The sequence below is a fragment of the Paraburkholderia dipogonis genome, assembly GCF_042680985.1.
In the GTDB taxonomy this organism is placed as follows: Bacteria; Pseudomonadota; Gammaproteobacteria; order Burkholderiales; family Burkholderiaceae; genus Paraburkholderia; species Paraburkholderia phytofirmans.
This window is the reverse complement of sequence record NZ_JBHUFR010000016.1, coordinates 694,723-718,135: the sequence shown is the minus strand read 5'-3', so window position 1 is coordinate 718,135 and position 23,413 is coordinate 694,723. Positions and strand designations below refer to the sequence as shown.

Annotated in this window: 25 protein-coding genes and 1 pseudogene; 15 read left to right on the top strand and 11 right to left on the bottom strand. The window is 63.6% G+C overall.

Annotated features, from left to right (window positions below; all coding sequences use genetic code 11):
- Nucleotides 1-23 precede the first annotated feature (23 nt).
- The gene (locus ACFSNN_RS23405; protein WP_134455947.1) at nt 24-770 is read right to left on the bottom strand and encodes a glucose 1-dehydrogenase; all 747 of its coding nucleotides are present in this window, start codon (nt 768-770) and stop codon (nt 24-26) included.
- 421 nt (nt 771-1,191) lie between these two features.
- Between ACFSNN_RS23405 and ACFSNN_RS23400 the strand changes: the two are divergent.
- Nucleotides 1,192-1,272: pseudogene (locus tag ACFSNN_RS23400) on the top strand (cyanase); the annotation flags it as partial.
- Nucleotides 1,273-1,468: 196 nt separating this feature from the next.
- Here ACFSNN_RS23400 and ACFSNN_RS23395 read toward each other — a convergent pair.
- A complete protein-coding gene (locus ACFSNN_RS23395) occupies nt 1,469-2,218 on the bottom strand; it encodes a sulfite exporter TauE/SafE family protein (protein ID WP_244322728.1) in 750 nt (249 codons plus the stop codon).
- A gap of 152 nt (nt 2,219-2,370) precedes the next feature.
- On the opposite strand from ACFSNN_RS23395, the gene ACFSNN_RS23390 reads away from it, so the two are divergent.
- Nucleotides 2,371-3,255 (top strand): LysR family transcriptional regulator, encoded by an 885-nt coding sequence (locus tag ACFSNN_RS23390; protein WP_134455946.1) that lies wholly within the window; start codon nt 2,371-2,373, stop codon nt 3,253-3,255.
- Between the two features lie 163 nt (nt 3,256-3,418).
- Nucleotides 3,419-4,393 (top strand): PDR/VanB family oxidoreductase, encoded by a 975-nt coding sequence (locus ACFSNN_RS23385; RefSeq protein ID WP_134455945.1) that lies wholly within the window; start codon nt 3,419-3,421, stop codon nt 4,391-4,393.
- Between the two features lie 50 nt (nt 4,394-4,443).
- Here ACFSNN_RS23385 and catC read toward each other — a convergent pair whose 3' ends face one another.
- The 3 genes from catC to ACFSNN_RS23370 form a co-directional block, all read right to left on the bottom strand.
- Nucleotides 4,444-4,734: a muconolactone Delta-isomerase gene (gene catC, locus ACFSNN_RS23380; RefSeq protein ID WP_012433151.1), complete on the bottom strand. Its 291-nt coding sequence runs from the start codon at nt 4,732-4,734 to the stop codon at nt 4,444-4,446.
- A 139-nt stretch (nt 4,735-4,873) separates the two neighbouring features.
- Complete coding sequence (catA, locus tag ACFSNN_RS23375; protein WP_134455944.1) at nt 4,874-5,782, bottom strand: catechol 1,2-dioxygenase; 909 nt, start codon at nt 5,780-5,782, stop codon at nt 4,874-4,876.
- A gap of 71 nt (nt 5,783-5,853) precedes the next feature.
- Nucleotides 5,854-7,011 carry a muconate/chloromuconate family cycloisomerase gene (locus ACFSNN_RS23370; protein WP_134455943.1) on the bottom strand — a complete coding sequence of 386 codons (1,158 nt, stop codon included), beginning with the start codon at nt 7,009-7,011 and terminating at the stop codon, nt 5,854-5,856.
- A gap of 103 nt (nt 7,012-7,114) precedes the next feature.
- On the opposite strand from ACFSNN_RS23370, the gene ACFSNN_RS23365 reads away from it, so the two are divergent.
- Nucleotides 7,115-8,002 (top strand): LysR family transcriptional regulator, encoded by an 888-nt coding sequence (locus tag ACFSNN_RS23365; protein ID WP_134455942.1) that lies wholly within the window; start codon nt 7,115-7,117, stop codon nt 8,000-8,002.
- A 21-nt stretch (nt 8,003-8,023) separates the two neighbouring features.
- On the opposite strand, the gene ACFSNN_RS23360 is transcribed toward ACFSNN_RS23365, so the two are convergent.
- Entirely contained in the window at nt 8,024-8,944 is a 921-nt protein-coding gene (locus ACFSNN_RS23360) for a LysR family transcriptional regulator (RefSeq protein ID WP_134455941.1), read from the bottom strand.
- 106 nt (nt 8,945-9,050) lie between these two features.
- Here ACFSNN_RS23360 and ACFSNN_RS23355 point away from each other — a divergent pair, with 106 nt between their 5' ends.
- From ACFSNN_RS23355 to ACFSNN_RS23340, 4 genes are read left to right on the top strand one after another with little or no spacing between them, the layout of a single operon-like run.
- Complete coding sequence (locus ACFSNN_RS23355) at nt 9,051-10,334, top strand: aromatic ring-hydroxylating oxygenase subunit alpha (protein ID WP_134455940.1); 1,284 nt, start codon at nt 9,051-9,053, stop codon at nt 10,332-10,334.
- Nucleotides 10,331-10,831: an aromatic-ring-hydroxylating dioxygenase subunit beta gene (locus ACFSNN_RS23350; RefSeq protein ID WP_134455939.1), complete on the top strand. Its 501-nt coding sequence runs from the start codon at nt 10,331-10,333 to the stop codon at nt 10,829-10,831. Before ACFSNN_RS23355 ends, ACFSNN_RS23350 begins: the two co-directional genes overlap by 4 nt.
- A gap of 33 nt (nt 10,832-10,864) precedes the next feature.
- Entirely contained in the window at nt 10,865-11,248 is a 384-nt protein-coding gene (locus ACFSNN_RS23345; RefSeq protein WP_134455938.1) for a tautomerase family protein, read from the top strand.
- Between the two features lie 40 nt (nt 11,249-11,288).
- Nucleotides 11,289-12,605, top strand: coding sequence for an MFS transporter (locus ACFSNN_RS23340; RefSeq protein ID WP_134455937.1), 1,317 nt, complete (start codon nt 11,289-11,291; stop codon nt 12,603-12,605).
- Between the two features lie 10 nt (nt 12,606-12,615).
- Here the strand turns inward: ACFSNN_RS23340 and ACFSNN_RS23335 are convergent, their stop codons facing one another.
- Nucleotides 12,616-14,112, bottom strand: a complete 1,497-nt coding sequence (locus ACFSNN_RS23335; RefSeq protein ID WP_134455936.1) for a PAS domain-containing sensor histidine kinase — start codon at nt 14,110-14,112, stop codon at nt 12,616-12,618.
- A 238-nt stretch (nt 14,113-14,350) separates the two neighbouring features.
- Here ACFSNN_RS23335 and ACFSNN_RS23330 point away from each other — a divergent pair, with 238 nt between their 5' ends.
- The 5 genes from ACFSNN_RS23330 to ACFSNN_RS23310 all read left to right on the top strand — a co-directional run bounded on the left by ACFSNN_RS23330 (nt 14,351) and on the right by ACFSNN_RS23310 (nt 18,426).
- Nucleotides 14,351-15,529: an acyl-CoA dehydrogenase family protein gene (locus ACFSNN_RS23330; protein ID WP_134455935.1), complete on the top strand. Its 1,179-nt coding sequence runs from the start codon at nt 14,351-14,353 to the stop codon at nt 15,527-15,529.
- 56 nt (nt 15,530-15,585) lie between these two features.
- Nucleotides 15,586-15,963 carry a hypothetical protein gene (locus ACFSNN_RS23325; RefSeq protein WP_134455934.1) on the top strand — a complete coding sequence of 126 codons (378 nt, stop codon included), beginning with the start codon at nt 15,586-15,588 and terminating at the stop codon, nt 15,961-15,963.
- A gap of 18 nt (nt 15,964-15,981) precedes the next feature.
- Nucleotides 15,982-16,497: a nuclear transport factor 2 family protein gene (locus ACFSNN_RS23320; RefSeq protein ID WP_134455933.1), complete on the top strand. Its 516-nt coding sequence runs from the start codon at nt 15,982-15,984 to the stop codon at nt 16,495-16,497.
- Nucleotides 16,494-17,618, top strand: a complete 1,125-nt coding sequence (locus ACFSNN_RS23315; RefSeq protein ID WP_134455932.1) for an amidase — start codon at nt 16,494-16,496, stop codon at nt 17,616-17,618. The genes ACFSNN_RS23320 and ACFSNN_RS23315 overlap by 4 nt, the downstream gene beginning before the upstream one ends.
- Before the next feature lie 64 nt (nt 17,619-17,682).
- Nucleotides 17,683-18,426, top strand: a complete 744-nt coding sequence (locus tag ACFSNN_RS23310; protein WP_134455931.1) for an SDR family NAD(P)-dependent oxidoreductase — start codon at nt 17,683-17,685, stop codon at nt 18,424-18,426.
- 63 nt (nt 18,427-18,489) lie between these two features.
- On the opposite strand, the gene ACFSNN_RS23305 is transcribed toward ACFSNN_RS23310, so the two are convergent.
- Nucleotides 18,490-19,152 carry a response regulator transcription factor gene (locus tag ACFSNN_RS23305; RefSeq protein WP_134455930.1) on the bottom strand — a complete coding sequence of 221 codons (663 nt, stop codon included), beginning with the start codon at nt 19,150-19,152 and terminating at the stop codon, nt 18,490-18,492.
- A gap of 259 nt (nt 19,153-19,411) precedes the next feature.
- On the opposite strand from ACFSNN_RS23305, the gene hpaC reads away from it, so the two are divergent.
- Nucleotides 19,412-19,951, top strand: coding sequence for a 4-hydroxyphenylacetate 3-monooxygenase, reductase component (hpaC, locus tag ACFSNN_RS23300; RefSeq protein ID WP_134455929.1), 540 nt, complete (start codon nt 19,412-19,414; stop codon nt 19,949-19,951).
- An 83-nt stretch (nt 19,952-20,034) separates the two neighbouring features.
- On the opposite strand, the gene ACFSNN_RS23295 is transcribed toward hpaC, so the two are convergent.
- The 3 genes from ACFSNN_RS23295 to ACFSNN_RS23285 form a co-directional block, all read right to left on the bottom strand.
- On the bottom strand, nt 20,035-20,427 hold the full coding sequence (locus ACFSNN_RS23295; protein ID WP_134458810.1) for a copper resistance CopC family protein: 393 nt from the start codon (nt 20,425-20,427) through the stop codon (nt 20,035-20,037).
- Between the two features lie 15 nt (nt 20,428-20,442).
- Complete coding sequence (locus tag ACFSNN_RS23290; protein WP_134455928.1) at nt 20,443-21,339, bottom strand: hypothetical protein; 897 nt, start codon at nt 21,337-21,339, stop codon at nt 20,443-20,445.
- Between the two features lie 106 nt (nt 21,340-21,445).
- A complete protein-coding gene (locus ACFSNN_RS23285) occupies nt 21,446-21,889 on the bottom strand; it encodes a DUF2946 domain-containing protein (protein ID WP_408901744.1) in 444 nt (147 codons plus the stop codon).
- A 130-nt stretch (nt 21,890-22,019) separates the two neighbouring features.
- On the opposite strand from ACFSNN_RS23285, the gene ACFSNN_RS23280 reads away from it, so the two are divergent.
- Nucleotides 22,020-23,372 carry a TAXI family TRAP transporter solute-binding subunit gene (locus ACFSNN_RS23280; protein WP_134455926.1) on the top strand — a complete coding sequence of 451 codons (1,353 nt, stop codon included), beginning with the start codon at nt 22,020-22,022 and terminating at the stop codon, nt 23,370-23,372.
- The last annotated feature ends 41 nt before the right edge of the window (nt 23,373-23,413 follow it).

Genomic DNA, 23,413 nt, shown 5'->3' with positions numbered 1-23,413 from the left:
TACATCCCTTCACACCGAACCGCTTAGCGCGATCCGCCGCTAGCGATCAGGCTTTCGCCGGTCAGCCAGCGTGCGTCGTCGGAAGCGAGGAAGGCGACCACATCGGCGATATCGTCAGGCTGGCCGATACGGCCGAGCGGCGTCGTGCTGACGGCCCACGTTTCGAAGTCGGAGCCAAGGATGCCGCCGGTGTGCGTGCCTTCCGTGGCGACCATGCCCGGGTTCACCGAATTGACGCGGATCTTGCGCGGGCCAAGCTCACGTGCCAGCACGCCGGTGATGCCGTCGACAGCGCCCTTCGTGGCGGTATAGACCGCGCTGCCCGGCGGCGTGATGCGGCTCACCACCGAACTGATATTGACGATGCTCGCGCCTTCGCCGAGATGCTTGACCGCTGCCTGCGTGGTCAACAGCAGACCCAGCACGTTCACGTTGAAGTGCTTATGGAAATGCTCTTCGGTGATCTCTTCGATCGGCGCGAATTCATACACGCCCGAGTTGTTGACGAGAATGTCGAGACGGCCATACGTTTCCACTGCCGTATCGATGATGCCTTGCGCGTCCGCGGCTTTGGACACGTCGCCGGCAACAGCCACGGCTTTGCCGCCGGCAGCGGTGATCGCCTCGACCACGCTGTCCGCGCCGGCTTTGCTCGACGCGTAGTTCACCACCACTGAAGCGCCTTGCGCAGCCAGTGCCTTGGCGATCGCCGCGCCGATACCTTTCGATGCACCGGTTACGACTGCAACTTTACCTGTGAGCTTGCTCATGATCGATTCCTATAGATGGGATTGGCGCCGACGCTGTCGCGAGGATTCGCGGGCTGCGGTGGAAATGCACTGGCGCTGACACTGGTGACAATGTAGTTACGTCGGCCGCGCGGATAAAGCGGCTGAAGGCGAATAGATACGTCGGTTGAGACGAACAATCGGAAGACAGGTGACGCGGATAGCTCGAAGGCTCGATGCGACCAGCGGTGTTAACCGCCAGTGCGAATGGGAAAGCACGGGTAAGCACGCTCATCAGAGCGAACAGTGCTTCCCCATGTCAGTGTAGGCGGTTCGAAGCGTCGGCGTTTCTCGCATGCGGATGCGCCTTGCCGACCACCATCGCCAACGCTTCGACGAACAGGTTTTGCGTTTCGATGTCCGGCGTGTTCGTGTCGTCGAATGCGATGCCGATGTCGAGCGCGAGAAGGCCGACGATCCGGAAGGCGGTCAGCGTGCCGTGATCACACTCGACGGAAAGTATCTGCCGACCAAGCCGTTCTGAGCCGGCAGCGGGGTCGCTCTATCAGGAACGGCTCCGTCAAAACCTGTGACGCAGCCTGCCACGCAGTGAATTCAGCACTTACGCAGCAACATGATTTGCGCGGCCACGCTGGCCAGTACCGCCAGCGCGCCGAGTGTATCCAGAATAACGTGCCACACGATATCGCTCCTTCCACATTCGTTCCACCACTGCCTGATTAAACGAATGCTCGTGCCATTAATTGAATACCCAGTCCAAGCAGACAGACAAAGAACCAGCGTTTGAACGTGTCCGCGCCGATGCGTCCGCGCACGTGCTGTCCGATCCACATGCCGAGCAGCGCCGGCACCACGGCGAATAGCGATTCGCCCAGATCGCCGGCGGCGAACGCGTGCTCCCTAGTGAGCCCGATTGCCAGCGCGATGGTCGACACCGTGAACGACAGGCCGAGCGCCTGCACCAGATCTTCTTTCTTCAACGCCAGCCCTTGCAGATACGGTACGGCCGGCACGACGAACACGCCAGTGCCGCCGGCGACGAGGCCGGTCACCGCGCCGATCGCCGGCGACAACCAGCGCTCATGCCGCGCCGGCACTGAAAAGCGCCATGCCAGCAAACCCGCCACGGCGTAGAGCGTCAAGGCGGCGCCGAGTCCGACCACGGCCCATTCGCCGCCCCCGCCCGCAATGAACGACGCGGCCCCGACAGTGCCGGCGACGATGCCGAGCATCATCGGCCACAAACGTTTGAGCAGCGCCCGCACGCTCGGCCCCGCGAACAGTTGCCAGACGTTCGTCACGAACGACGGCAACAGCAGCATGGCGGCGGCCTGCGCGGGCAGCATCAGCGTGCCGAGCACGCCCATGGCGACAGTCGGCAGTCCCATGCCGGTCACCCCCTTGACGAAGCCGGCAAGCACGAAAGTCGCGGCGACCACGCCCGCACGCATCGCAAACGAAGAGATCATTGGGAGCTTGTTGTTGAAGTGATGCCGGCAATTTTCAATCGCCGCAAGCGCGGCCACAATGCGTAAGATACTTACCGTGACTTAGGCTGGGGCTAAGGCTGTGACCCTCGCTGAATCCCACCCGCTTTCACACCCATCACGATCCGTCTTCCATGCGCTTCGACCTCATCGACCTACGCCTCTTTCTGCATATCCTCGAAACCGGCAGCATCACCCACGGCGCGGCGCGCGCGAACATGTCGCTGCCGTCGGCGAGCGCCCGGCTGCGCGGCATGGAAGACGCGCTCGGCATGCCGCTGCTCGAACGCGGCCGCCGTGGTGTCGAATCCACGCCGACCGGCGACACGCTCGCGCATCACGCGCGGCTCGTGCTCGGGCAGATCGAGCGCATGCAGGGCGAACTGGGCGAGCATCAGGAAGGCCGCAAAGCGTGCATACGGTTGTGGACCAACACGGCGGCCATCACCGAGTTCCTGCCCTCCGCGATCGGCCTGTTTCTGCGCGATTACCCCAACGTGCAGATCGATTTGAAGGAGCGTCAGAGCAGCGAAACGGTCAAGGCGGTGCTGACCGGCGCGGCTGAAATCGGCATCATCTCCGATGCGGTCGATCACGGCGCGCTGCAGACCTTCCCCTTCGCCATCGACAAACTCGTGCTGATCACGAGCCGCGACGATCCACTTGCCGCAGTGCGCCGCACGACGCTCGCGGAAGTGGCGGAGCGGGAATTCATCGGGCTGAGCGCGGACAGCGCGTTGCAGGCCTATCTTGGCGAGCGAGCACTGCTGGCCGGCCAGCCTCTCAGCTTCCGCACCCACGTGCGGACGTTCGACGCCATCTGCTGCATGGTCGAGCAAGGCGCCGGCGTCGGTATCGTGCCGGCCACGGCGGCGAAGCGCTATCGCGGCACGCCCGGCATCCGCACGATCGAGCTGACCGATAGCTGGGCGGCGCGCCAGTTGCTGATCTGCATGCGCGATCTGAACGCGATGCCGCGGCCGGAAAAGGCGCTGGTGCGGCATCTGGCGGGGATTTGAACATTCCGTCTGGAATGCTTGCGCCGCACTATTATCAGCGCAGTTTATCTAACTGCATATTTTTAATCGATTTGCCTGATTTAGCACGGTTTCTTATCCTTGACGCACAACCGCATGCGACTCGCTGCATGCGCCGTCCGCCACTTTTTTTGCCGGCAAGCTCATGGAAAGAACCACCTTCAACGTGCGCGTCGATAGCGTTTGCGACGAAGCGCATGGCGTGCGCTCGTTCAGCGTCTCGCGACTGGACGGGCAACCGTTCGATCATTACGAACCCGGCGCTCACATCGACGTGACCGGACCATCCGGCGTCACGCGGCAATATTCGTTGTGCGGCGACCCGGACCAGCGCGACGCGCACCTGTTCGCCGTGAAGCGCGAAGACACGTCACGCGGCGGCTCGCGCTCGCTGCATGACGATGTCACGGTCGGCAGCAAATTGACCATCGGCGCCCCGCGCAATCTGTTCCAGCTCGCGCCGGGCGCGGAAGAACATGTGCTGATCGCCGCGGGTATCGGTGTGACGCCGCTGCTAAGCATGGCGTACCGTCTGCTCAAGCAACAAGAGCGCTTCGTGTTGCATTATTTCGCGCGCAGCGCGGAGCACGCAGCGTTCTTGCCGCTGCTTTCACGCGCGCCGTTCAGCGATTATGTGAAGCTGCACTTCGGCGTCGCGCGCGAGCAACTCGACTCGGTGCTCGGCGATTGTCTCGCGAACGCGCGCGAAGGCACGCACGTTTACACCTGCGGGCCGGCGCCTTTCATGGAACGCGTCGTGACGATCGGCGAAACGCGCCTTGCGTCCGAGGCGATTCATCTCGAACGCTTTGCGGCTGAGCCGGCTTCGATCAGTGCCGAATCGGCCGCGCTCGATACCTTCGACGTGCGGATCGCGAGCAGCGGCGCGACGGTGCGTGTGGACAAGGACACGACCATCGTCGCGGCACTGGCGTCGATCGGCATCGAAGTGGATACGTCGTGCGGCGAAGGCGTATGCGGCACGTGCATGGTCGACGTGGTGAGCGGCACGCCCGAGCATCGCGACCATTGCCTGAGCAAAGCGGAACGCGCGAGCGGCAAGGTGATCTGCTGCTGCATTTCACGCGCTACATCGCCCGTGCTGGTGTTGGATCTTTAGAACACTCCACGAGGTGCTGCATTCGCAGCACCTTTCACATGCGCCTTTCCTTACCGGTCGTCGTCGCGAATCGACGACGCATGCCGGCACAGCGCGCGCACTTCGACATCCATATACGGAAACAGCGGCAACTGGCTCAGCACGTCGTGCAGATGCGCGGGGCTCTCTACGTCAAACACGCTGATATTCGCGTAACGGCCGGCAATGCGCCACAGATGCCGCCACACGCCCTCCTGTTGCAGCCTTTGCGACATCGCTTTCTCATCGGCCTTCAGGCGCGCTGCGCGTTCGGCATCCATATCGGCCGGCAGGTGAACGGTCATCTCGACGTGAAACAGCATGCTTGCTCTCCTCTCTGATCGGTAATAAAAAACCCCGGCGGCCCGGCCAATCGCGCCGCGCAACCAGGGCTGACAGATTCGTGCGATACGTCAGGGCGTTTTCTGTTGAACGCCCGGCTTTAGCCCTGCGAACGCAGCATCAGGCTTCGGCGCGCAGACGTTCCACTTCGGCGTCCGGCAGGTTGTCGCGCTCCTTGAACAGCGTGAAGTCGAAATCGATCAGCGCGAAATTGCCGTCCACGCCATACGGTTTGCCGTCGGCGCCTTCAGCCTGCTTGACCGCCGGCACGAGGCCGTCGCGCGTAGCGAAGGCGAAGTCGTCCCACAGATACGGATCGCCGTCGATGTTGATCTGCGTGGTCAGCTTGCGGAAACCCGGCGCGGAAATGAAGAAGTGAATATGCGCCGGACGATGCCCATGCCGGCCGAGTTGATCGAGCAGCAATTGCGTCTGGCCTTGCGGCGGCACGCTATAGCCGACCGGCACCACGCTGCGGAAGCTGTATTTGCCTTCGGCGTCGGTACGGATCGAGCGGCGCAGATTGAAGGCCGGCTGCGATTTGTCGAAGTACGAGTAGTTGCCCAGATGGTTCGCGTGCCACACTTCGACGAGCGCATGAGCGAGCGGTTTGCCGTCTTCGCCGAGCACACGGCCGCGCATGACCAGCGTTTGGCCCGGATCGGTGCCGTCGTCAAGTCGCGCATGTCCGTCGGAGAGCGGCGCGCCGGCCACGTACAACGGACCTTCGATCGTGCGCGGCGTGCCGCCTTCAATGCCGGCCTTCGCCTCCGCTTCATCCAGACGCAGATCGAGAAAATGCTCGAAACCCAGGCCCGCGGCCAGCAGACCGAGTTCGCCGCTCTTGCCGGCGTCGCCGAGATAATTCAGCGCGGTCCAGAATTCGGCGGGCTGCACGTCGAGATCTTCGATCGTATAGAACAGATCCTGCACGATCCGGTTGACGATCTGTTTGGTGCGCGGATTGCCTTCGCTGGTGGCGCTGTTGTTGATCTTGTTGAGCAGCGCGTCGATTGCTTGCTTGTTCATGGGGTATCTCCTTCGATTGATGTTCTGGATGGCTAACGGATGAGCCTTCAGTGCTTCGATGCTTCGTTTCTTCAATTAGTGGTAACGCTGGCGCCTCTGCGCGTATCGCGCCGCAGGCGGTCGATCTTGTCCCAGTCGAGCGTGATGCCAAGACCCGGACCTTCAGGCAGATGCAGCGCGAAATTCTCGTAGCGCAACGGTTCGGTGAGAATCTCTTCGGTCAGCAGCAAAGGGCCGAACAGTTCCGTGCCCCACTTCAACTCGCCGAAGGTGCTGAAGAGTTGCGCGGAAGCAATCGTGCCCACCGCGCCTTCGAGCATCGTGCCGCCGTACAGATCGATGTTCGCGGCCGACGCGATGGCCGCCACGTGCGCGGCGCCCACGAGGCCGCCGGATTGCGCGATCTTTACGGCGAACACATCGGCGGCGCGCGCGCTGGCGACGGCGAACGCATCGGCCGGACCGTGCAGCGCTTCGTCGGCCATGATCGGCACCAGCGCGAGGTCGGTCAGACGCTTGAGACCCGCGCGATTCTCCGCGGCGATGGGCTGCTCGATCAGCGTCACGCCCGCATCGGCGAAACGCCGCGCGGCCCAGATCGCCTCCGCTTCGCTCCATGCCTGGTTCACGTCAACGCGCACTTCGCCGCGTCCTTGCACCGCTTTCTGGATCGCGACGACATGCGCGACGTCGTCGGCAACAGCGCGCGTGCCGATCTTCAGCTTGAGCACGCGATGGCGCTTCGCCTCGTACACCTGCTCGGCTTCGTCGATATCGCGTTGCGTATCGCCGCTTGCGAGCGTCCACGCCACCTCCACGGAATCGCGCACCCGGCCGCCGAACAATTCCGACAACGGCACACCGAGGCGCTGTGCCTGCGCATCGAACAACGCCGTTTCCAGCGCGGACTTCGCAAAGCGGTTGCCTTGAAACAGTTCGCGCAGTTTCGCCATCGCGGCGCCCGGACGCGTCGCGTCCATGCCTTTGAGCAACGGCGCGAAATAGGTGTCGATATTGACCTTGATACTTTCCGGGCTTTCCTCGCCGTACGCGAGGCCGCCGATCGTGGTGCCCTCGCCCACGCCGGTCAACCCGTCGGCGCAACGGATGCGCACCAGCACCAGCGTCTGGCAGTTCATCGTTGCGACCGAGAGGCGGTGCGGACGGATCGTCGGTACGTCGACGAGAATCGTCTCCACACTCTCGATCTTCACGGGTGTTGCTATCATTCGTTGCCCTCCTGAACTGCCTGACCTGGAGCCCCCATAGTAGAAACAACCCGCGAAGCAGTCCAACACCGATTCCGACTACTTCCATACCGTAGGGGTATGCATGGAACTTCGCCAACTCCGCTATTTCATCGCGGTCGCCGAAGAAATGAACATCACGCGGGCCGCCCAGCGCCTCCACATGACGCAGCCGCCGCTCAGCCGCCAGATCCAGCAGATCGAGGAAAGCGTCGGGTTGGCGCTGTTCGAGCGCGGCTCGCGGCCGTTGCGGCTCACCGAAGCCGGCCGGATTTTCTATACACAGGCCAAGCGGCTCGTCGACGAAGCAGACGAACTCGCCCCGCTCACGCGGCGCCTCGCGCAACTGGCCGAGCGCGTGGTGATCGGCTTCGTGCCGTCGACGCTGTATGGCGCGCTGCCCGCCGTGATCCGCGCGTTTCGCGAGGCCGCGCCGCATATCGAGCTGTCGCTGATTGAAATGTTCACGATCGAACAGCTCGCGGCGCTCAAAGGCGGTCGCATCGACGTGGGCTTCGGCCGCCTGCGTTTCGACGACGCCCAACTCGCGCGCGAGGTGCTTCTGGAAGAAAAAATGATTGCCGCGTTGCCGCAAGACCATCCGCTCGCGCGACAAAAGAAGCCGCTGACGCTGGCGGCGCTAGCCGAGGAAACCTTGATCGTCTACCCGAGTACACCGCGGCCGAGCTATGCCGACCAGCAGCTATCGGCCATGCACGATCATGCGTTGGAGCCGAAGGCGATTCATGAAGTGCGGGAATTGCAGACCGCGTTGGGCCTGGTGGCGGCGCAAGTAGGCGTGTGTCTCGTGCCGGAAAGCGTGGAGGGTTTGCGCGCGCATGGCGTGGTGTACCGGCCGATTCCGGCGGCCAGCGTCGCTTCGCCGATCATCATGAGCCGCCGCTTGCAGGACGAATCGCCGACCACCACGTTGCTGTGTTCGATCGCGCGAGACCTGTTCAAGAAGACCTGAAATGCCGAGAGCCTGGCCTCGTCACTTCTCGTCGAAGCGCCTCACGATATCCGCCATCAGATTGCGCAGCCACACGTTGCCCTCGTCCTGATCGAAATGCTCGTGCCAGTGCATCGTGACCGCCGCGATCGGCAAGGTCACGGGCAGTTCGTAGATCTGAAAGCCGCCGTCGCGATTGAAAATGTGCGCGAGACGCCGCGGCAGCGTGGCGAACAGATCGGTGACGGCCAGCACACTCGGCAACGCCACGAAATGCGGTAGTTCCAGCGCAATATGACGGCCGACGCCTTGCGTGCGGAATTCGTCGTCGAGCGCGTGGTGGCTGTGCTCGACCGATGTGATCTGCACGTGCGACGCATCCAGAAACGCCTTCAGACTCAGCTCCTTCGTGCGCGGCAAGCCGCGCCGCTTCCTCGTCATACACACGTACGTCTCTTCGAACAGCGCCTGATGCCGCGTGCGCGCGGTCAGCGTGGGCAGATTGCCGATGGCGAAATCGAGCCGGCTCGCGCGCAGTGCGTCTTCCATTTCCTCGACCGGCAGCGGCTCGATACGCAGCCTCACGCGCGGCGCTTGCCGGTGCAAAGCCTCGCAAATCGGCGGCAGATAGGCCAGCTCGCCCGCGTCCGATAACGACAGCCGGAACGTGCGCGTGCTCACCGCCGGGTCGAAATGCTCCGCGTAACGCAGTGCTTCGCGCACGGTGTCGAGCGCGCGGGACACGATAGTCGACAGTTCCAGCGCGATCGGCGTGGGCTGCATGCCGGCGCGCGTGCGGATGAAAAGCGGATCGTCGAACAGTGTGCGCAAACGCCCCAGCGAATAGCTGATGGCCGGCTGCGAAAGCGCCAGCCGCTCGCCCGCGCGAGTCAGGCTGCGCTCCTCGACGATCGCCTGAAAAACGCGCAGCAAATTGAGGTCGACGTGGTCCAGTGAGTTCATCGAGATATCCATGCGATTGATTTTATATTTCATTTTAGATCAATTTGACGCATATCAACGGGTCGACGAGACTTCGCTTCATCGACCACCCCCAATTACACAAGCCATGAGCGAATCCTCATATCAGACCGTCGATGCGAGCGCGTTGTATCAGCGCGCGCAGTCCGACCGCGTGGCCCCGTCGCTGTACTACGACCCGGCCGTCTTCGAAGCGGAACTCGAGCGCATTTTCTACAAGACGTGGATCTGGGTCGCGCACGAAAGCGAACTGCCGAATCCGGGCGACTTCCGCACCACCACGATCGGCCGTCAACCGGTGATCGTGGTGCGCGACAAGAGCGGCGCGGTCAACGTCTTGCAGAACCGTTGCCGTCATCGCGGCGCGACCGTCTGCGAACAGCACAAGGGCAACGCGAAAGGCTTCACGTGCCCGTATCACAGCTGGACTTACGGCCTCGACGGCGCCTTGCGCGCGCTGCCGTACGGCGACGGTTATGAAGGTGTGGTCGACAAAACCGAACTGCCGCTCGCCAGTCTGCGCGTAGGTATCTATCAAGGCCTGATCTTCGCGAGCTTCAATCAGGAGATCGAGCCGCTGGAAGATTTCCTCGGCGGCGCCAAGCCGTGGATCGATCTGTTCATGAAGCAAGGCGCGGGCTATCCGATCAAGGCCAACGGCGAACACCGTTTCCGCTTCAACGGCAACTGGAAGATCCAGCTCGAGAACACCACCGACCTGTATCACTTCCCAGTGGTCCACAAGTCCTGGATGAAATCGATCGACGACGAAACTGCCGCCGCGATCACGAGCTTCATGACCAGCGACCAGGCCTTCTGCCGCTCGCTCGGCAACGGCCACAGCCTCGCGGTGCTGGTGCCGGAAATCGTCGATCTGGACAAAGACGACGGCGCGCCGATTCCCGAACGCTTCGAAGAACTGGCCGCTTCGCTCGCTAAGGATCACGCGCCTGAGGAAGTGCGCCGCATCGTGCGCTCGTTGATGGGCGTCGGCTTCAACCTGAATCTGTTTCCGAACCTCGCGCTGTCGATGGCGTTTTTCCGCGTACTGCGGCCCATTTCCGCGAACGAGACCGAGATCCGCCACGTCGCCCTTGCGATGGACGGCGGCCCCGAGGAAGCGAACCGCGTGCGCCTGCGCATCCACGAACACTTCCAGGGTCCGTTCGGTTTCGGCAGTCCGGACGACGCCGAAGCGTGGGAGCGCGTGCAGCGCGGCTCGCAAGCCGGCCCCGATCTGCCGATTCTCGTCAACCGTGGCCTGAATCGCGAAAGCACCGCGCCCAACGGCGAAAAGACCGCCCACGCCACCGACGAAACCGGCATGCGCGAAGCGTACGCGCAATGGCGCACGATGATGGAGCAAGCATGATGGACGACAGAAACACGCTGTTTTCGCAGAAGACTTTTGCCGGCGCGATCGAACTCATCTGGCGCGAAGCCGAGCTGCTGGACCGCAAGGACTATCGCGAGTGGCTCACGCTGTGGGACCCGGCGGGCTTCTACGTGGTGCCGATCGATCACGACACCACCGACTTCGCCGCCACGCTGAACTACGCGTACGACGATCAGGACATGCGCGAAAAACGCGTGCAACGCATGACGTCCGGCTATTCGGCATCGGCCACTGACTCTGCGCGCACCGTGCGCACCGTGTCGCGCTTCACGCTCACGAGCGACGCCAGCGACGAGGTTACCGTGAATTCGGCGCAGGTCATCGTCGCCTATAAACGCGGCAAGTCGACGCTGTTTGCCGCGGACCTCACGCATCGCATCAGTTTTGCAAGCGGCGAGCCGCGCATCGCGCAGAAGGTGATCCGTCTGATCGATTCGACCGAAGCGTTGAGCGCGATCGGCTTCCTGCTTTGATCTTTTTCGATTCTCGAACTTTAGAGCGCAGCAATGCCCACACTTGAAGTCTATTTGCCGGACGGTCATTGGCCGGCGCGCAAGGCGCAATTGATCGCGGCTCTCACGAAGGCTACCGTCGCGGCAATCGGCGCGCCCGCTGAATCGGTGCGGATTCTGCTGAGCGAACTGCCGTCGCACGATTTCGGTTTGGGCGGCGTGAGCAATGCGAATGTTCGAGCGCCGCTGCTCACCATCGTGGCGATCCTGATCGCGGGCCGCACGCCCGCGCAAAAGGAAGCCCTGATCGCCGCGCTCAGCAAGACCGGCGCGGACCTGCTCGACACGCCGCTCGATGCCGCCCGCGTGATGATCAAGGACATTCCGAACACCGATTTCGGCATCGGCGGGCAGACAGCGAAAGCACTCGGGCGCTAGCGCCTTTTCTTTTAGTCAACGCGAACCAACGGGCACGCAGATGCAAAACGACACGTTTTCTCCCACGGCCGGATCGCCACCTGTATCCGCTGCGCCGGCCACCTCGCGAACCTTGCGGCGGATCATCATCGCCTCCGTGCTCGGCAATGCGCTGGAGTGGTACGACTTTTTTCTGTACGGCACGGCCGCTGCACTGATCTTCGGCCCATTGTTCTTTCCGCTGCACGGCGATCCGCTGCTGGGCACGCTGGCCGCTTTCGCGGGCTTCGCGATCGGTTTCCTCGCGCGGCCGCTGGGCGGTATCGTGTTCGGCCATATCGGCGACCGGCATGGCCGCAAGCGCGCGCTCGTCATCACACTGATGATGATGGGCGTGGCCACCTTCGGCATCGGCCTGTTGCCCACGTTCTCGCAAGTCGGCTTTCTCGCGCCTGCCGCGCTCGTGTGTTTGCGGGTCGTGCAAGGCATCGCGTCAGGCGGTGAATGGGGCGGCGGCGTGCTGCTGATCAGCGAGAGCGCGCCGGCCAATCGTCGCGGCTACTATGCGGCGTTCAGCCAGTTGGGGGTGGCGGGTGGCTTCGTGTTGTCGGCGGCCGCATTCTATCTGGTGCAGCGCTTGCCGGTGGAAAGCTTCATGTCTTGGGGCTGGCGCGTGCCGTTTCTGGCAAGCGTGCTGATTTTCGGCGTCGGCGTGTACATTCGCCGGCGCTTGCCGGAGAGCCGCGACTTCACCGCCGCCAAACCGAAGCACATGCCGGTGCTGACGGTGCTGCGCAATCATCCGAAGCAGGTCTTGCAAGCCATGGGGCTGCGCGTCGCCGAAAACGGCGGGACATATATCTTCCTTTCGTTCGTGCTCGTGTACGGCAAGACGATCGGCGTGCCCGTTTCGGTGATGCTCGGCGGCGTGATGGTCGCCATGCTGCTCGAACTCGTGACGATCGTGTTGTGGGGACGTCTATCGGATGTAATCGGACGGCGGCCCGTGTATATGATCGGCGCGCTCGGGCTGGTGGTAATCGCGTTTCCCGCCTTCTGGCTGATCGACACGCATCAACCGATGCTGGTGTTCCTCTCGCTCGTGCTCGGCCTGCCCTTCTGCCACGCGGCGATGATCGGCACACAACCCGCGTTGATGGGCGAACTGTTCCCCACTGAAGTGCGTTACTCGGGCATGGCGCTCGGCCACGAGATCGCTTCGGTTTTCTCCGGCGGACTCGCGCCGCTCGTCGCTACCGCGCTGTATGCGCAAGTGCGCGCGCCGTGGCCGGTCGCGCTGATGCTGATCGGCTTCGGCGTGATTACCGCGCTCACGCTCGTGACCATTCCACGCAACACCAGCACCACGCATGATTGACACGTTGCAATCAAGCGGCCGGCGCGGCGGCGAGTGGCAGCGAGAAACTGCATTCGAGCCCGCCGTGCTGCGCCGGCTTTGCCCGGATCTCGCCGCCGTGTCGCGTGACGATGTTCTTGCACAGCGAAAGTCCGATGCCGTTGCCGCCCGCTTTCGACGAAGAGAAGCCGTCGAACAGGCGGCCGTGCGCATCGGCGGGAACGCCTGGGCCGTTGTCGATGACCTGGACGATTGCGTATTTGCCGCGCAACTGCGTGACGAGGCGAAGCTCGCGGCTTTCCGAGATCGCGCTCCTGTTTGTCCCGTCTCCAAGCGCTTCGATCGCATTGAAGGCCAGATTCAACACTACCTGGCCGATCAATACGCGCTCGACATACACAGGCAGCGGCTGCGCCGCCTGCTCGATCGTGAGCGTCACGCCCGCCTCGCGCGCGCGCAACTCGATGAAATACGCCACGTCGGCGAGCACCTCGCGCAGATCCGCATGCGTCTCGCTCGGCTCGCGCTTGACGATGTAATCGCGCACGCTCTTGATGATCAACGCCGCATGCTCGGCCTGACGATCGGCGCTGCGCAGACCCCATACGGCGTCGTCGATCGAAGCGGATTGCGCGAGCCGCCGGATCGAGCCTTCGATGAAGTTGCGCACGGCGGCAAGCGGCTGGCTCAGCTCATGAGCAATGGCGGTCGCCATTTCCCCCATCGCGTTGTAACGTCCGGCGTACTCGAGCAGACGCGCTTCATTGCGGCGCGCTTCTTCGACGGCGACTTCGTCCGTCACGTCGCGAAAGTGCAGCAGCCTGCCATTCAGGTCGTTTTCAATCTCGATACGCCGGCACGTGATGCTCAACCAGCCCGGCGTGCCGTCGCGACGCATGATGCGATAACGCTGCGGCGCCGACGGTTGAATCCGCGGCGCGTTCGCGAGTTGCTCCAAGAGACGCTCGCGGTCCGGCTCGCTGCAATAGTCGAGCAGGTCGCCCAGCGGCGCGCCCTCTTCCAGACCGAGCACGCGCCGGCCGGATTCGCTGACGAACTCCACTTCGCCCGTGGGTGTCAGCACCGCGACGCCTTCACCGAGATCCTGCATGAATTCGCGCAGCCGCGATTCGTAACGGCGCAGCGTTTGCTTGAGCGTGTCTTCGACGCTGATGTCGCGGAACTGCACCATCACCACCGAGCGCTCGCGCAGCGGCACGTAAGTGGCGATAGCCTCGGACAACATGTCGGCACCGGTGCGCGAGCGGTAACACCACTCGTACATCTGCGGGCCTTCGGTGATCGAACGGTCCATCGCGCCGACGCCGATCTCGCGGCGGTATTTCGGCACCGGCCGCGTCATGTCCTTCGCCTTGAGCGGCAGCAATTCGGCGAGCGTGAAGCCAAGCGCCTCGCAGGCCGCACGATTGGCCCACACGATCGCCTTGGTTTCGGCGTCGTGCAGCAGCACGCACAGCGTGAGTGCGTCGAGCAGGCGGTGGAAATCTTCTTCGGCGGGGAAATTCATCGGGGAGTACGGCACACAGGTTCGATCACGTATGGACAGAAACATAACACCGGTGCGCGTGTTGCGCGTCTGAAGAAATCTTTAGACGACCCCGGAGCATTACCTAAAACGGCGCCTCGCGTCCCAATTGAAGCGTTCTTTTTGCATTTCTAGACTGGTTCGAATCTGCGCGGCTCACCGTTTCCGGTCCAACTTGCCGCGAATTCCAGTCGATAACGAATCAAGGAGATACCTCACCATGTCCGACACCGCCGCCGTTGCTGCCGAACAATCGAACACGTCGAATGCCGCGCGCCTGCCGCTCGACGAAGTCATCGCCGAGATCGCCGCGCGCCGCGATGAATTCGACCGCCTTTCGCATGTGCCGCGTGACGTGATCGCGAAGCTCAAGCGTGCGGGCGTATATCGCGCGGCCACGCCGCGGCGGTTCGGCGGCGACGCGCTGGCACCCGCCCTGTTTCTAGACATGATCGAGCGCATTGCGGTGGCGGACGGTTCGGCGGCGTGGGTTGCAAGCTTCGGCTCGGCCAACGTCTACCTGGCAGCGCTGCCGCTGCATAGGCAAGCGGAAATCTATGCCGACGGCCCCGACCAGGTGTTCGCGGCCGGACTCTTCCCGGTACAGCCTGCACAGCAGGCTGAAGGCGGCTGGCGCGTGAAGGGCACGTGGAAATTCGCGAGCGGCTGCAAAGGCGCGGACTGGCTCGGCGTAGGCATCGGCGTAGGTGCTCCAGGCGCTCCAGGCGCGGGCGGCAAACCGCGCACGGCAGTGTTCCGTGCGCATCAGGTGGAGATCGTCGAGAACTGGGACGTGGTCGGCATGCAGGGCACCGGCAGTCACGATCTGCGCGTCTCCGACCAGTTCGTTGCGGACGACTGGACCTTCGTGCGTGGCGGCGAACCTTGCGTGGACGAGCCGTTGTATCGCTACCCCACCATCGCCTACGCCGCGCAGGTGCTCGCGGTGGTCAACCTCGGCCTCGCGCGCGCCGCGCTCGACGTCGCGAACCACATGGCCGGCGGCCGCAAGACGACTACAGGCGCGCCGCAACTCGCCGACCGCGCGTACTACCGCATCGAACTTGCGAAAGCCGAGGCGCAATTGCGCTCGGCGCGCGCATTCTTCTACGACACCACCAACCAGGTCTGGCAATCGATCCTCGCTGGCAATCCCGTCACGGCGGATCAAGTGAGCCTGCTGCGTCTTTCGGCGACGCAGATCGCCCGCGAAGGCGCCGACGTCGTGCAGCGCGCCTACCGGCTCGGCGGCACGATGGCGATTTATCGCTCGCATCCGTTGCAGCGTCTGATGCGCGACTCGATGGTCGTCACGCAGCACGCGTTTCTCGGCGAAGGCAACTATGACGGCGCGGGCGCGGTGTTCGTCGGCGTGCCGCCGATTCCGGGCTACCTGTAAGCCGTTTTCTGATCAATCACTATCCGCACAACCAGGATTGCAAGGAGCAACATCTCATGTCCGATACTTCAACGCTGCCGCTGCGTGTTCTGTTCTGCTGCGGCGTCACGCAGAATTTCTTCGACCTGCCGCGCGAACAGATCGGCGTAGTCTGGCAGGCTTACGGCAAGATGCTGGCCGCGATCCAGTCGATGGATGGCGTCAAGGTGCTCGGCATCATGGACGACGACCGTCTCACCGTGGGCCATGCGGACAACTCGCCGTGGACCTTCTACATCATGGCCGACGTGCGCGATTTCGACACGACTGTCGCCGTGTGCAATCTGTATCGCACCACGCCGGTGGGTGAATACAACCTGTGGCGCTATGGCAAGATCGAAGCGCGTGTCGGACGCGCGCTGCAAGTGCCGCCGCAACATGCCAATGCCGCTTGAGCGTATGGGAACGATGCAATGAACGCGAACCAGGACACGCTTGCCACGTTGACCGAACGGCTTGCCGCGCTCGAAGCCGAATCAGCCGTGCGCCGTACGATGGCGCGCTATATGGCGCTATGCGACGTGCCGTCCGGCGTGATCGAAGGCGAGACACTCGCGGCTCTGTTCCGCGCGGACGCGATCTGGGAAGGCATCGGCCCACAGTACGCGAACAAGTTCGGCCGCCTGACAGGCCACGCTGATATTCTCGCGATGCTCACGCGCTACCTGCCGCCCTCACCGCATTTCTCGGTGAACGTGCACTTCCTCACGTCGGAAACCATCCACGTTCAGGGCGCTAGCGCGAAAGGCCGCTGGATCATGCTGCAAGCCTCGGGTTATGTCGATGCGCCGGCCGAACTGATTTCGGCGCGCCTCGAAGTGGATTTCGCTCCCGCCGATAACGGCCGCGACTGGCTCATCACGCACTTTCGCACGGAGCGTCTGTTCGACGCGCCGTGGCAGGTCAACGCAAGGAAACCGCATCCATGAACGAGTTTATCCAGACGCTGTCGATAGGCGGCGCCGGCCCGAGCATCGCGATCAAGGACACGATCGATATCGCCGGTTACGCCACCACCGCAGCGAGCCGCGCGCTCGCCGATACGCCGCCCGCGCAACAGCATGCGGAGGTTGTCGAACGTTTGATCGCTTCCGGCTGGCACATCGTCGGCAAAGCGAACATGCATGAGCTGGCATTCGGCATGACCGGTATCAACGATTACACCGGCACGCCGCAGAATCCGCAAGACGCTGCGCGCATTCCGGGCGGGTCGTCGAGCGGCTCGGCGGCGGCGGTCGGATTGAAACTCGCCGACGCCGCGCTCGGCACCGACACCGGCGGCTCGATTCGCGGCCCCGCCGCATGCTGCGGCGTGATCGGATTGAAGCCCACGTTCGGGCGCGTGTCGCGACTCGGTGTGGCGCCGCGAGAATCCACGCTCGATTGTGTCGGTCCGTTTGCACGCGACATGCGCACGCTCGTCGCCGCGATGCAGGCCATCACCGCTAACTTCGATGCGAACGCCGCGCACGCGTGGCAAGGCGCGTGCAAGGTCGGTATCGTGCAGGCCGAGGCCGCGACTGAAATCCTCGAAGCCGTGACACGCGCGGCCGACAAGGCAGGTTGTGTCGCGCACACGCTGCCGCTTGCAGGCCTCGCCGCAGCCTTCGACGCGGGCCTCGCCGTCATCAATGTCGAGACCTCGCGCGCGTTCGGCCATCTGGTGGCAAGCGGCAAACTCGGCGCGGATCTCGACGCGCGCCTGCGTGCCGCGGCCAACACCACCGCCGCGCAACTCGACGCGGCAGAACAGGTGCGCCGCGACTTCACCGCAGCGGTCGACCACGCGCTCGACAACGTCGACGTGCTGATTCTGCCCACGCTGCCCGCTCTGCCGATCACACTTGAACAGGCCCGCAGCGGCACTTCGGTGATCGCCATGTCGTCGCTGATCCGGCCGTTCAATCTGAGCGGCCATCCCGCGCTGAGTTTGCCGTTGCCGATTGGCGGATCGCCGCTCAAGGCAGGTTTGCAGATTGTCGGGCGCAAGGGCCAGGATGAACAGGTGTGCGCGATCGCTGCGCGTTTCGAAGCCGCCCTTGCCGCTTGATTCGCTTGCGCCATGCCTCGGGCCGCTCGAACAGCGGCCGTTATTTCGAAGTGGAGTGGATGCAATGCAGAAGAGAGTCGTTCTTGTCACCGGCGCCGCGCGCGGTTTGGGCGCCGCGATCGCCACGCGCTTTCATGCGGCGGGTTACGCGGTCGCCATCGGCGATGTCGCGTTCGATGCCGCGGATGCGCTCGCGCGCGATCTGAGCGCCGACGGTTCCACTGCGTTCGCGCTGAATCTCGACGTCACCGCGAAAGCCGCCTTCGCTGCGGCGCGCGACGCGATCCTGCAGCGTTGGGGGCGTATCGACGCGTTGGTGAATAACGCGGGCGCGTCCAAAGTCGTCTCCGTGATGGACATTACCGCCGAGCAATTCGATCAGGTCATCAACGTCAACTTGCGCAGCGTGCTGTTCGGCTGCCAGGTGTTCGGCCAGCATTTCGCCGATGTGGGCGCGGGCCGCATCGTCAATATCGCGTCGCTCGCGGGACAGAATGGCGGCTCCGCAACCGGCGCGCATTATGCCGCCGCGAAAGGCGGTGTGATCACGCTCACTAAGGTTTTTGCGCGCGATCTCGGCGCGGCGGGTGTGACCGTCAACGCCATTTCGCCTGGACCGATGGATCTGCCGATCGTGCACGAAAGCGTCGCGCCCGACAAACTGAAGGCGGTGATCGCGAACATTCCCGCAGGACGTCTGGGCTCGGCGGATTATGTCGCCGATGTCGCCGTCATGCTCGCTGCGGAAAATGCCTACTTCGCGAACGGCGCGTGCTGGGATGTGAACGGCGGACTCTTCATGCGCTGACGCTGTTGCGGTTGTGGTTGCGGTTGCGCACGCTGACGCGCGACAACACCACAGCGGCATGCATCAACCCTGCATGCCGCCCGTGTTCGCATCCTGATCCCACACCGCCATCACTTCGCGCACCAGCATCGCGATCGACGCCGCGCCGAGCTTGTCCTTGATGCTCGCGCGATGCACGTCGACGGTCTTCACGCTGATCGACAGATCGCTGGCAATGCGCTTGCTGCCTTTACCGTCGATCACGCCGCGCAGCACTTCTTTTTCACGCGCGGTCAACGACTCGATCCGCTTGCGCAACTCGCGCTGCTTCTGGCCCGCTACGTGACGTTGTGCCGCAAGCTTCAACGCGCTTTGCACGCGGTCCAGCGTCTGCTGCGAGTTATACGGTTTCTCGACGAAATCGATCGCGCCGTTTTGCAGCGCGCGCACCGACATCGGAATATCGCCGTGGCCGCTCACAAAAATGATCGGCAACGTGACGCCCTGGCGATTCAATTCCGCTTGCACGTCGAAGCCGCTTTGCTCCGGCATGCGCACATCGAGCACGAGACAGGCAGGCACGTCCGCATCGAATGCGCGGAGAAACTCGCTCGCATTGGCGAAACCCGCCGACTTCACGCCAACCGATTCGAGCAGCCACGCGAGCGACGTGCGCATGCCGCTGTCGTCGTCGACGATGTAGACGATCGGTGCAAGTGACGTGACGGATGGCGAAGGCTGGGACATGGTGGCCGTTGTAGATGCGATTCGACGCGTACTAACCGGTCCATCATAACCAGCGGGAAAAGCGCTGCAAAGCGATAGTTACCCTGAAAGACGCATTAATCATGGTCCATGCGTCCAATGCTCGATCACGCATTGGGGAAAGCTTTAGATGCACTGGGAAACATGCCTGGACGCCTGCCGCTCGCGCGGATTTTTTTCCGCATGGCGATTGAGTACGCTTGAATCAAACCACTCGACACCTGCCCGAGGAATCTGAACGATGACGCCGACTCCACACGCGACTCCCGACACCGAAGCTCATATCGACGTCAAGCAGCAATTCCGTCAAGCCATGGCGCACCTCGGCGCCGCCGTGAACGTGATCACGACAGCCGGCCCGCATGGACGTTGCGGCGTGACCGCAAGCGCCGTGTGCTCCGTCACCGATGCGCCGCCCACGCTGCTCGTCTGCCTGAACCGGTCGAGCGCGATGCACGCGACTTTCCAGAGCAATCGGCATGTTTGCGTGAACGTGCTGCCCGGCGAGCACGAACTGCTCGCGCGCCACTTCGCGGGCATGACCCAGGTGCCGATGGAAGAACGCTTCGGCTGGCCGATCTGGGATGAAGGCACGCGCGGCGTGCCGGTCCTGCGCGACGCGCTGGCGAGTCTGCAAGGCGAGATCGTCGACCTGAAGGAAGTCGGCTCGCACTCGGTGATGTTCGTGAAGACCACACGTATCAGCGTGCGCAGCGATGGCGACGGGTTGATCTACTTCGATCGCAACTTCCATCGCATCAAACGAGTGGCCTCGCATTGATCACGCACAGCGGCGGCGCGGGCGACAGTCAGAGCACGTCCGCGCCATCGCCCGATGGATGACGCGGCGCATCACCGCCTCAGCTACTTCACATTGAACGCATAGTCGCCATGGGTGCGATGCCCGTCCGACGCCACGGCCACCCAGTGCACCGTATAGTGACCGGCCGCGAGCGTCGGCAACAGCACGGTGATCAATGCGCGTTGATGTTCATCGACCGTGGCCTTCTCCGTGTTGACCTGCTTGCCGCTCGCGTCGGTCACCGTCAGAGAACTGAACGCCGCTTCGAGCGGGCCGTCGAACATCACCCGCACCTGCGCGGGTGACGCCACCGTCGCGCCGGCTCCAGGCTCCTGCTTCTGCGGGAACACGTGCGCGAAAGCCGCGCTGGCGAATGCAAGGCCGGCGAACAGCGCCGCCAGTTTCGCCACGGCGTGTGTGCCACGCGAACGCGGATGTTTCATCGTGTCATTCATCATCACTCTCCTGCTTTACTGGAACAGCGGTTTGCCGATCGTGGCCGGTGCCACGTCGTCGAAGAAGATATGCGCCTGGACCAGAATGCCCACATGCGAGCCGCTCGCACGATTGATCGGAATTTGCGCCTCCACGCCGAACTGCCCATAACGGTTGATCCAGATGAAGCCCGGATTGACCGTGCCGGTCGTCTGCCCCTGGCTGCGGGACAACGGAATTTCCACCAGCGGAATCAGATTGGCGAACGGCTGCGGCAGCCCGACATCGCGCACATGCTGCTGCAGATACGGCAAGCTGTATTGCACGGTGAAGCCGTAGTTGAAGGCGTTCGGCTGTCCCGCGCCGGTGGTCAGCGCCGGTCCCGCTTCGCCGGTGATGGCGAGCGGCCGCAGATACGCCAGCGAGTCGGGCAGATCGCCCATGCCCTTGCCGGCATAGATGGTCGGCGAGATCGTCGAGAAGTTGTCGGCGATTGCGCGGCTGCCCGTGCCTCCGAGTTCAGCATTCACGCCGACCGAGGTCATGAACTCGTGCGCGTCGTTGACGTACAGCAGGTACTTCAGGCCGACCCCGAAGTTGTCGAAACCGCGCGCCCGCGGGTTGTTCTGCATCGCGTACGTGCCGTCGACGGACACCGCGAGCCGCGGCGTGATCAGCTTGTCGTACTCGAAGTCGAAGGTGTTGATGCTCTGATCGCCGTCGTCGCCAGGCACGCGTTGATGGCCAAACTGGAGGTTGGCTTCGTCGCCGACGCCGGGGTCGTCGACGGCCATCGTCGCTGGGAAAACGCGGTTGCCCGCGATCGCGTGGGCGCCGGCGAGCGTCGGCGCGCACAGCAAGACGCCGGCGGCTGCGGCGAGAAGCGCCGCCGAGCGCAGCGGCTGCGCGCGGGGCGTTGAGAGGATACGCATGATCGATCCTGTTTCATGGGTCGTGACAATGCCGGCGCGCACAGTCGGCAGGGACGTGCGGCGGCAGCCGCGATGCATTCGATGCATCGCGCCGTGGTGACTCGAATCAGGATGCGAACGGAGGGGCGCGGGGTTGGGCGAAGGTCAGCGGCTCGACGCGGCGCACGCTTTCGAAGCGGGTCGCGACGGTATGCTGCAGAGCGCGGACGGTGACGACGAACAGCGCCTCGACGCTCGGCACGGCCGGCATGTGAGCGAGCAGGCTGCAATAACCGCAGGCGTCGCCGCCGGACGTGGCGGTGTGGTCCGCGTGTTTGCCGGCCGCCTGATCGGGCGCGTTCGACGCGGCCGACGACACGTCGGGCATGTCCTTGCGCATGGAGTCCATCGACCCCATGGACGCCATCGACGGCATATCGCAATGCTCGTCCGACATGGCGCTTTCGTCGGCGTGCGCGGCGAGCATGTGCGAGATCGTCGGCGCGAGCGTGGCCATCAGGATCGCGAACAATCCCAGCCAACTGCCGATCTTCCGATAGAAACGACTCACGATGCGCCCGGCGACACGATGGGGAAGCTGTCGCGGATTATGCCACGGTCAATAGAGCAAACTGCCGACGGCAAACCCGCCACGGACGGTGGACAATGAGTTTCATCCCGGCTCCCGGCACGGAGTGTCCATGAAAACGCAGCGCCCGCGTCCCCCGCAATTTCCCGGCGAAGAGCCGCATGCCGAGTGGCGCGACCATACCCTGCTGTATGTCGTGGTGGCGACGGTCATCATCCTGATGGTCACGCTGGTGGTCTGGCTGATCGATCCGGCGCCGCCCAGGACGATCACCCTGAGCGCCGGGCCGCATGACAGCTCGTTTTTCGTCGCCGCCGAGCAGTACCGGAAAATCCTCGCCCGCAACGGCATCAAGCTGAATGTGTTGGAATCCGACGGCTCCGTGCAGAACCTGCAACGTCTGCTGGACCCGAAGCAGCGCGTCGACGTCGCGCTCGTGCAAGGCGGCGTGGCCGACGGCCTCGACACCACGTCGCTGATGTCGCTCGGCAGCGTTTTCTATATTCCGGTGGTGGTGTTCTATCGCGGCTCGGGCTTGACTCAGCTTTCGCAACTGGAAGGCAAACGGATCGCCGTGGGCCGCGAAGGCAGCGGCACGCGCATGCTGGCGCTCAAACTGCTGGATGCGAACGGCATCGAGCCGGGCGGCGACACCACGCTGGTCCCGAGCGACGGCCTGCAGGCCGCCACCCAGCTGGTGGCGGGCGAGGTGGACGCGGCGATCCTGAACGGCGACTCGGCCACGCGCGGCCTGATGCTGCGCCTGCTCAAAGTGCCCGGCGTGTCGGTGATGAACTTCGCGGAGGCGAGCGCCTATACGCGTCTCTTTCCCTATCTGGACCAGATCGACCTGCCGGCCGGCGTGCTGGATCTGAAGCGCCGGATTCCGCCGGAAACGGTGCATTTGATCAGCCCGACCGTCGAGCTGGTGGCCCGCACCACGCTTCATCCGGCCATCTCCGATCTGCTGATCGAGGCGGCGCAGGAAGTGCACGGCATGCCGGGGCTGTTGCAGCGGGCGGGAGAATTTCCGAGTCCGGTCGCGCGCGAATATCAGATCAGCGAGGACGCGCAGCGTTACTACAAGACGGGCAAGAGCTTTCTGTACCGCACGCTGCCGTTCTGGCTGGCGAGCATCGGCGACCGTACGCTGGTTCTGCTGCTGCCGATGGCCGTGCTGCTGTTCCCGGCCATGCGCCTGATTCCCGCGCTGTACCGCTGGCGGGTGCGCTCGCGCATCTATCGCTACTATGGTTCGCTGATTGCGATCGAACGCGACGCGCTCGCCGATTCGACCGACGAGGAGCGCAAGCGGCTCTTCGCGGAGTTGGATCAAATCGAGGATTCGTTGAATCGGCTGCGCATGCCGCTCGCTTACGCCGACGCGTTCTATGTGCTGCGCGAACACGTCGGCTTCGTGCGCAGCCGGCTGGCGGCTGCGTCGCGGCAAGGCAGCCACGCCTAGGTGGCGTGACGGGTTTTACGCTTCGCGGGTGCCGGGGAGTT

Coding starts and splice junctions, on each gene's coding strand:
- ACFSNN_RS23320 (WP_134455933.1), top strand. CDS start 15,982: ATGAACGCGAACCAGGACACGCTTGCCACGTTGACCGAACGGCTTGCC.
- ACFSNN_RS23290 (WP_134455928.1), bottom strand. CDS start 21,339: ATGCGTATCCTCTCAACGCCCCGCGCGCAGCCGCTGCGCTCGGCGGCG.
- ACFSNN_RS23385 (WP_134455945.1), top strand. CDS start 3,419: ATGGAAAGAACCACCTTCAACGTGCGCGTCGATAGCGTTTGCGACGAA.
- catC (WP_012433151.1), bottom strand. CDS start 4,734: ATGCTGTTTCACGTCGAGATGACCGTTCACCTGCCGGCCGATATGGAT.
- ACFSNN_RS23330 (WP_134455935.1), top strand. CDS start 14,351: ATGTCCGACACCGCCGCCGTTGCTGCCGAACAATCGAACACGTCGAAT.
- ACFSNN_RS23325 (WP_134455934.1), top strand. CDS start 15,586: ATGTCCGATACTTCAACGCTGCCGCTGCGTGTTCTGTTCTGCTGCGGC.
- ACFSNN_RS23395 (WP_244322728.1), bottom strand. CDS start 2,218: ATGATCTCTTCGTTTGCGATGCGTGCGGGCGTGGTCGCCGCGACTTTC.
- ACFSNN_RS23405 (WP_134455947.1), bottom strand. CDS start 770: ATGAGCAAGCTCACAGGTAAAGTTGCAGTCGTAACCGGTGCATCGAAA.
- ACFSNN_RS23280 (WP_134455926.1), top strand. CDS start 22,020: ATGAAAACGCAGCGCCCGCGTCCCCCGCAATTTCCCGGCGAAGAGCCG.
- ACFSNN_RS23355 (WP_134455940.1), top strand. CDS start 9,051: ATGAGCGAATCCTCATATCAGACCGTCGATGCGAGCGCGTTGTATCAG.
- ACFSNN_RS23390 (WP_134455946.1), top strand. CDS start 2,371: ATGCGCTTCGACCTCATCGACCTACGCCTCTTTCTGCATATCCTCGAA.
- ACFSNN_RS23310 (WP_134455931.1), top strand. CDS start 17,683: ATGCAGAAGAGAGTCGTTCTTGTCACCGGCGCCGCGCGCGGTTTGGGC.
- ACFSNN_RS23295 (WP_134458810.1), bottom strand. CDS start 20,427: ATGAATGACACGATGAAACATCCGCGTTCGCGTGGCACACACGCCGTG.
- hpaC (WP_134455929.1), top strand. CDS start 19,412: ATGACGCCGACTCCACACGCGACTCCCGACACCGAAGCTCATATCGAC.
- ACFSNN_RS23335 (WP_134455936.1), bottom strand. CDS start 14,112: ATGAATTTCCCCGCCGAAGAAGATTTCCACCGCCTGCTCGACGCACTC.
- ACFSNN_RS23345 (WP_134455938.1), top strand. CDS start 10,865: ATGCCCACACTTGAAGTCTATTTGCCGGACGGTCATTGGCCGGCGCGC.
- catA (WP_134455944.1), bottom strand. CDS start 5,782: ATGAACAAGCAAGCAATCGACGCGCTGCTCAACAAGATCAACAACAGC.
- ACFSNN_RS23350 (WP_134455939.1), top strand. CDS start 10,331: ATGATGGACGACAGAAACACGCTGTTTTCGCAGAAGACTTTTGCCGGC.
- ACFSNN_RS23315 (WP_134455932.1), top strand. CDS start 16,494: ATGAACGAGTTTATCCAGACGCTGTCGATAGGCGGCGCCGGCCCGAGC.
- ACFSNN_RS23365 (WP_134455942.1), top strand. CDS start 7,115: ATGGAACTTCGCCAACTCCGCTATTTCATCGCGGTCGCCGAAGAAATG.
- ACFSNN_RS23340 (WP_134455937.1), top strand. CDS start 11,289: ATGCAAAACGACACGTTTTCTCCCACGGCCGGATCGCCACCTGTATCC.
- ACFSNN_RS23370 (WP_134455943.1), bottom strand. CDS start 7,011: ATGATAGCAACACCCGTGAAGATCGAGAGTGTGGAGACGATTCTCGTC.
- ACFSNN_RS23305 (WP_134455930.1), bottom strand. CDS start 19,152: ATGTCCCAGCCTTCGCCATCCGTCACGTCACTTGCACCGATCGTCTAC.
- ACFSNN_RS23360 (WP_134455941.1), bottom strand. CDS start 8,944: ATGAACTCACTGGACCACGTCGACCTCAATTTGCTGCGCGTTTTTCAG.